The sequence below is a fragment of the Vogesella mureinivorans genome, from assembly GCF_007644035.1.
Taxonomy (GTDB): Bacteria; Pseudomonadota; Gammaproteobacteria; order Burkholderiales; family Chromobacteriaceae; genus Vogesella; species Vogesella mureinivorans.
In genome coordinates, this window is record NZ_VMTV02000448.1 from 1 (window position 1) to 355 (window position 355).

General features: G+C 64.2%; 1 protein-coding gene. It reads left to right on the plus strand.

Annotated elements, in window-relative coordinates; translation table 11 throughout:
- Positions 1 to 355 (plus strand): GGDEF domain-containing protein (locus FLQ44_RS11470; protein ID WP_147694472.1); only part of this gene is annotated, 355 nt, incomplete at both ends.

Here is a 355-nt window from a genome sequence, read left to right on the forward strand (position 1 = left end):
AGGGCACTGGCTTCGGGCCTGAGTCGCGACGGACTGACAGGGCTGCTCCGCCCGGATGACGCGCGCCGAAGGCTGGAAGCCGCTGCTGCTCAAGCACGCATGAACGGCCGGGCACTCAGCATTGCCCTTCTGGACATCGACCACTTCAAGCGGGTCAATGACACACACGGGCACGCCGCTGGGGACATGGTGATCCGTGCGCTCGCGGCACTTCTGCGCAATCGCATCCGCGGCTCGGATTTCGCAGGGCGTCTGGGCGGCGAGGAATTCGTGCTGGTGTTAGATGACTGCAGTCCGGCGGATGCACGCCAGATCGTCGATCGTATGCGCGATGACTTCACACAGATCGCCTTCG